Origin of the sequence: Tabrizicola sp. (genome assembly GCF_036781545.1) — a bacterium.
In the GTDB taxonomy this organism is placed as follows: domain Bacteria; phylum Pseudomonadota; class Alphaproteobacteria; order Rhodobacterales; family Rhodobacteraceae; genus Tabrizicola.
In genome coordinates, this window is record NZ_DAIQAT010000206.1 from 1 (window position 1) to 5,172 (window position 5,172).

A 5,172-nucleotide genomic window follows, 5' to 3' on the forward strand; every position below is an offset into this window, starting at 1 on the left:
GGCGGTCGCCGATGATCAGCTCGCGCTGGCCGCGGCCGATCGGGATCATCGCGTCCACGGCCTTCAGGCCGGTCGCCATCGGCTCATGCACCGATTTGCGGGGAATGATCCCCGGCGCCTTCACGTCGGCCACGCGACGTTCCGAGGCGACGATCGGGCCCTTGCCGTCGATCGGGTTGCCCAGCGCGTCAACGACGCGGCCCAGAAGACCCTCGCCCGCCGGCACGTCCACGATGGACTTGGTGCGCTTGACGGTGTCTCCTTCCTTGATGTCCTGGTCAGAGCCGAAGATCACGATCCCGACGTTGTCGACTTCGAGGTTCAGCGCCATGCCCCGGATACCGCCGGGGAATTCCACCATCTCGCCGGCCTGCACGTTGTCGAGGCCGTGCACACGGGCAATCCCGTCGCCGACCGACAGCACGCGACCGACTTCGGCCACTTCCGCATCCTTGCCGAAGTTCTTGATCTGCTCTTTCAGGATCGCAGAGATTTCAGCAGCCTGGATTCCCATCACCCAACCTCTTTCATTGCATTTTGCAGGGCTGCGAGCTTTGCCTTGACCGACGTGTCGATCATGGTCGAGCCCAGCTTGACGACGAGACCGCCGATGAGAGATTCATCGACGGTCGTTTTCAGTTTCACGGTCTTGCCGACGCTGGCCTTCAGCGTTTCGGCAAGTTTTTTCGATTGTGCAGCGGTCAGCGCGCGGGCGGCGGTGACTTCGGCAGTCACTTCGCCCTTCTCGGTGGCGATCAGCTCGGCCAGCTGCGCGGCAAACTGGGGCAGCACGAAGAGGCGGCGCTTGTCGGCCATCAGGGCCAGCGTGTTGGCGGTCAGCGTGTTCAGCCCCAGCTTGGCGCCGATGGCGGCGATGACCTTGCCCTGGTCCTCGCGGCTGATCACCGGCGAGGCGATCACGTCACGCAGCTCCTCGCTGGCGGCCAGGGTTTCGGTCAGGGCGGTGGCGTCGGCCTCCAGGGCCTTCAGCGCGCCGCCTTCCTTGGCCAGATCGAACAAGGCCGACGCATAGCGTGCGGCGATGCCCAGAGAGATCGAAGCTGGTTCTGACACGTCAACCCTTCCGCTGTCTCTTGCCCCGGGCTCATGCGAACCGGGCGTTCCTCTGGCGCACACCTCGAAAACCGTCTGGGCGGCACCATCCGTCGCGGGGTCCTTAGCAGAGGCTTCCCGACCCCGCAACCGGGTTGAACACGCTTTCTTGAGCGGTGGATCGGCCGCATCGCCACTGTTGGCGCAAACGCCGTCACGGGCCGGGTGCGCGGCGTCCGGCCCAGCGCTGTCCTGCGCCGCTCGGCATTTCCGCAATCCGTCTCGCGGGCCGGAACTTCCGCCGTTTCAGGGGCGGATTCGGAGGTTCACAACGGGTCACAAGCGCGTCAAGATCCGGGGCGTCACGGTTGACCCTGCCACCCCACGGCTGAACTCTGCCGCCAGATACGGGCAGCAGAAAGACAAGCAGCATGACACTCTCTCGACGCGGACTTCTGGGCGCCGGCATCGGCACGGTCATCCTCGGCACAGCGGCGCGGGCCGAGACCCCGTCGGTGCGCAACAACATCTCCAGCTTTCAGGCGCAGGACTGGCACGACCATTTCGACACCCTCGGCAAGTCCACCCTTGTCGCCGATACCAATTCGCGTGCCCTGCATTTCTGGAACGCGGACGGCACCGACTACCGCATCTTCCCGACCTCGGTCCCCCTCACGGACGAGCTGACCAAACGCGGCTACACCTCGATCGTGCGCAAGAAGGTCGGTCCCAGCTGGACCCCCACCCCCTCACAGATGCAACGCTACCCGGACTGGAAACCCATCGGCCCGGGCCCGGAGAACCCACTCGGCACCCATGCGATGTATCTGTCCTGGCCCGCCTACATCATCCACGGCACCCACGACACACGGAAGATCGGGCGGCGCTCGTCCGACGGCTGCATCGGCCTTTTCAACGAAAACATCGCCGAGCTGTTCGAGCTTTGCCCCGTCGGCACCCAGGTCCGGGTGATCTAGGAAGCGGGGGCAGCTGCCCTTGGGGCGGGTTTTCCTCCCGCCTCACCTCCGGTTCAACGCCGGTTCCGCCGCGCCCACGCCCTCCAGCACCCTGAGCGGCTTCTTCACCGCCGCGCGCAGGCCCCCTTGCGTCGGCGCATAGACCTGCTTCGACGCCTCGACCATCAGCACGCCCCCCGCCAGCCAGGGCATCTTCCGCCCCACCTCTTCCCAGAAGTTCGCCGACCGCAGCCAGAACCGCGTCGCCGAAGGCGGCGCGAAGAGCACCGAGCAGCTCCGCTCGGGCGTGAACCCGTGCCGCTTCAACTGCGATTCCAGCTGCGCCACCGAATAGGGCCGACCGAAACCGAAGGGCGTCACATCCCGCCGCGACCACAGGCCCGTGCGGTTCGGCACGATGAACAGCGCCCGCCCCCCCGGCCCCAGCACCCGGGCGGATTCCTCCAGCACGGCCGAGGGGTTTTCCGAGGTCTCCAGCCCGTGCATCAGCACCAGACGGTCCACGAAGCCCGTCGACAGGGGCCAGGCGGTGTCCTCGCACAGCACTGAGACGTTCTCCAACCCCGCGGGCCAGGGCATCACGCCTTGCGGCCCCGGCATCAGCCCCACCACCCGCCGCGCCTCGGCCAGATACGGGCGCAAGAGCGGCACCGCGAAGCCGAACCCCGCTACCGTCTCGCCCGTCTTCGGCGGCCACAGCCGCACCACCTGATCGCGGATCGCCCGCTGCGCCACCCGGCCCAGCTGGGTGCGGTAGTAGAAATTCCTCAGGTCCAGCACATCGAGATGCATTGCGGTCGCCGCCCGTTGGATCAATCCTGCCGCATCATAGCCGTGAAGGGACCAAAGACCATGCTAGACCTCGTCACCGTCCCCTGCCTGGCCGACAACTACGCCTATCTCATCCATGACGGCGATACCGGCCAGACCGCCGTGATCGACGTGCCCGACCCCGGCCCCATCCTCGCCGCGCTGGAGGCCCGGCAGTGGCGGCTGACCGACATCCTGATCACTCACCACCACGACGACCACATCCAGGGCGTCGACGCCCTTCGTGCCCAGACCGGGGCCATGGTTCTCGGCGCCGCCGCCGATGCCCACCGCCTGCCGCGCCTCGATCTCGCGCTGGACGAATCCACCAGCTTCTCGGTCGGCGGTGAATTCGCGCATGTGATCGACGTTCCCGGCCATACCATCGGCCATATCGCCTTCCACTTCCCCGACAGCCGCCTTGCCTTCACCGCCGACAGCCTGATGGCCGGGGGCTGCGGCCGCCTGTTCGAAGGCACCCCGCGCCAGATGCTCGCCAGCCTGCGGAAGCTCGCCGCCCTGCCGCCCGAGACCCTCATCTGCTCGGGCCACGAATACACCGCGTCGAACCTGCGCTTCGCCGCCACCCTTGAACCTGGCAATCCCGAGCTTATCTCTCGCGCAGCCGAGGTCGCCGGGAAGCGCGCCCGCGGCATTCCAACCGTTCCTGTCCCGCTGCAAGTCGAGCTGGACACGAACCCCTTCCTGCGGGCCCACCTGCCCGCGCTCAAGACAGCAGTCGGCCTCCCAGATGCCGACGATGTCACGGTTTTCGCCGAAATCCGGGCCAGAAAAGACAAGTTCTAGGCGCCGGATATCACAAATGGCGTGAGAGACCGGGGGAAACCCCAAAATCTGGAAAATTGCGCTTGAAGTGGGGCGAGGAAAGCCGAACTTTAAGCTTATGAGGCCACGGTCGGTAACGGGCCCCGCGCCCGGGCTGACCTGCAGGACAGGAGCACTGAAGTGCCATCGTTTTCGACCACGCTTGAACAGGCAATCCACAGCGCCCTGGCCTTGGCCAATTCGCGCCGGCATGAGCTTGCAACCCTTGAACACCTTCTGCTTGCCCTGATCGACGAGCCCGACGCCGCCCGGGTGATGAAGGCCTGCGCGGTGAATCTCGACGAGCTGCGCAAGACCCTGACCGATTTCATCGACGACGACCTGTCCACCCTGGTGACGGATGTCGAAGGGTCCGAGGCCGTCCCCACCGCCGCCTTCCAGCGCGTCATCCAGCGCGCGGCGATCCATGTGCAATCCTCCGGCCGCACCGAAGTGACCGGCGCCAATGTCCTGGTCGCGATCTTTGCCGAACGGGAATCCAACGCCGCCTATTTCCTGCAGGAACAGGACATGACCCGCTACGACGCGGTCAACTTCATCGCGCATGGCGTGGCGAAGGACCCGTCCTATGGCGAGGCGCGCCCTGTGCAAGGCGCCGACGAACAGGAAACGCCGAAGGCCGAGGCCGGCGAGGCGAAGGAATCCGCGCTTTCCAAATACTGCGTCGACCTGAACGTGAAGGCCCGCAAGGGCGACGTCGACCCGCTCATCGGCCGCGAGCCCGAGGTGGAGCGCGCGATTCAGGTCCTCTGCCGCCGCCGCAAGAACAACCCGCTCCTGGTGGGCGACCCCGGCGTCGGCAAGACCGCCATCGCCGAAGGCCTCGCCCGCAAGATCGTGCTGGGAGAGACGCCCGAGGTTCTGTCCAGGGCCACGATCTTCTCGCTCGACATGGGCGCTTTGCTCGCGGGCACCCGCTATCGCGGCGATTTCGAGGAGCGGCTGAAGGCCGTGGTGAAAGAGCTTGAGGATCACCCCGACGCGATCCTCTTCATCGACGAGATCCACACCGTGATCGGCGCCGGGGCCACCTCGGGCGGCGCGATGGACGCATCGAACCTGCTGAAACCCGCGCTGCAGGGCGGCAAGCTGCGCTGCATGGGCTCCACCACCTACAAGGAGTTCCGCCAGCACTTCGAGAAGGACCGCGCGCTGTCCCGTCGCTTCCAGAAGATCGACGTGAACGAACCTTCGGTGCCGGATGCGATCAAGATCCTGATGGGCCTGAAACCCCATTTCGAGGAACACCACGACCTGCGCTACACCAACGAGGCGATCAAGTCGGCGGTGGAACTGGCCGCGCGCTACATCCATGACCGCAAGCTCCCGGACAGCGCCATCGACGTGATCGACGAAGCCGGGGCCGCGCAGCACCTCGTGCCCGAATCCAAGCGCCGCAAGACGCTTGGCCTGAAAGAGATCGAGGCGGTGGTCGCCAAGATCGCCCGCATCCCGCCGAAATCGGTGTCGAAGGACGATGCCGAAA

General features: G+C 66.0%; 5 protein-coding genes and 1 pseudogene. 3 read left to right on the forward strand and 3 right to left on the reverse strand.

The window, feature by feature from the left end; translation table 11 throughout:
* Both V7Q39_RS19115 and V7Q39_RS19120 read right to left on the reverse strand, forming a co-directional pair.
* A pseudogene (locus V7Q39_RS19115) lies at window positions 1-514 on the reverse strand (F0F1 ATP synthase subunit alpha); the annotation flags it as partial.
* Window positions 514-1,074: a F0F1 ATP synthase subunit delta gene (locus V7Q39_RS19120; protein ID WP_333818203.1), complete on the reverse strand. Its 561-nt coding sequence runs from the start codon at window positions 1,072-1,074 to the stop codon at window positions 514-516. The pseudogene V7Q39_RS19115 and the gene V7Q39_RS19120, both read right to left, overlap by 1 nt.
* A 410-nt stretch (window positions 1,075-1,484) precedes the next feature.
* Here V7Q39_RS19120 and V7Q39_RS19125 point away from each other — a divergent pair, with 410 nt between their 5' ends.
* Complete coding sequence (locus V7Q39_RS19125) at window positions 1,485-2,030, forward strand: L,D-transpeptidase (protein WP_333818204.1); 546 nt, start codon at window positions 1,485-1,487, stop codon at window positions 2,028-2,030.
* Window positions 2,031-2,072: 42 nt separating this feature from the next.
* Here the strand turns inward: V7Q39_RS19125 and V7Q39_RS19130 are convergent, their stop codons facing one another.
* A complete protein-coding gene (locus tag V7Q39_RS19130; RefSeq protein ID WP_333818205.1) occupies window positions 2,073-2,822 on the reverse strand; it encodes a class I SAM-dependent methyltransferase in 750 nt (249 codons plus the stop codon).
* A gap of 60 nt (window positions 2,823-2,882) precedes the next feature.
* Here V7Q39_RS19130 and gloB point away from each other — a divergent pair, with 60 nt between their 5' ends.
* Together gloB and V7Q39_RS19140 are read left to right on the forward strand one after the other, a co-directional pair.
* On the forward strand, window positions 2,883-3,647 hold the full coding sequence (gloB, locus tag V7Q39_RS19135; RefSeq protein WP_333818206.1) for a hydroxyacylglutathione hydrolase: 765 nt from the start codon (window positions 2,883-2,885) through the stop codon (window positions 3,645-3,647).
* A 159-nt stretch (window positions 3,648-3,806) separates the two neighbouring features.
* A partial coding sequence (locus V7Q39_RS19140; protein ID WP_333818207.1) for an AAA family ATPase occupies window positions 3,807-5,172 on the forward strand: 1,366 nt, incomplete at its 3' end.

What these genes read in the sequence shown, in the direction of transcription:
- V7Q39_RS19125 (WP_333818204.1), top strand. Translation starts at nt 1,485, where the DNA reads ATGACACTCTCTCGACGCGGACTTCTGGGCGCCGGCATCGGCACGGTC.
- gloB (WP_333818206.1), top strand. Translation starts at nt 2,883, where the DNA reads ATGCTAGACCTCGTCACCGTCCCCTGCCTGGCCGACAACTACGCCTAT.
- V7Q39_RS19130 (WP_333818205.1), bottom strand. Translation starts at nt 2,822, where the DNA reads ATGCATCTCGATGTGCTGGACCTGAGGAATTTCTACTACCGCACCCAG.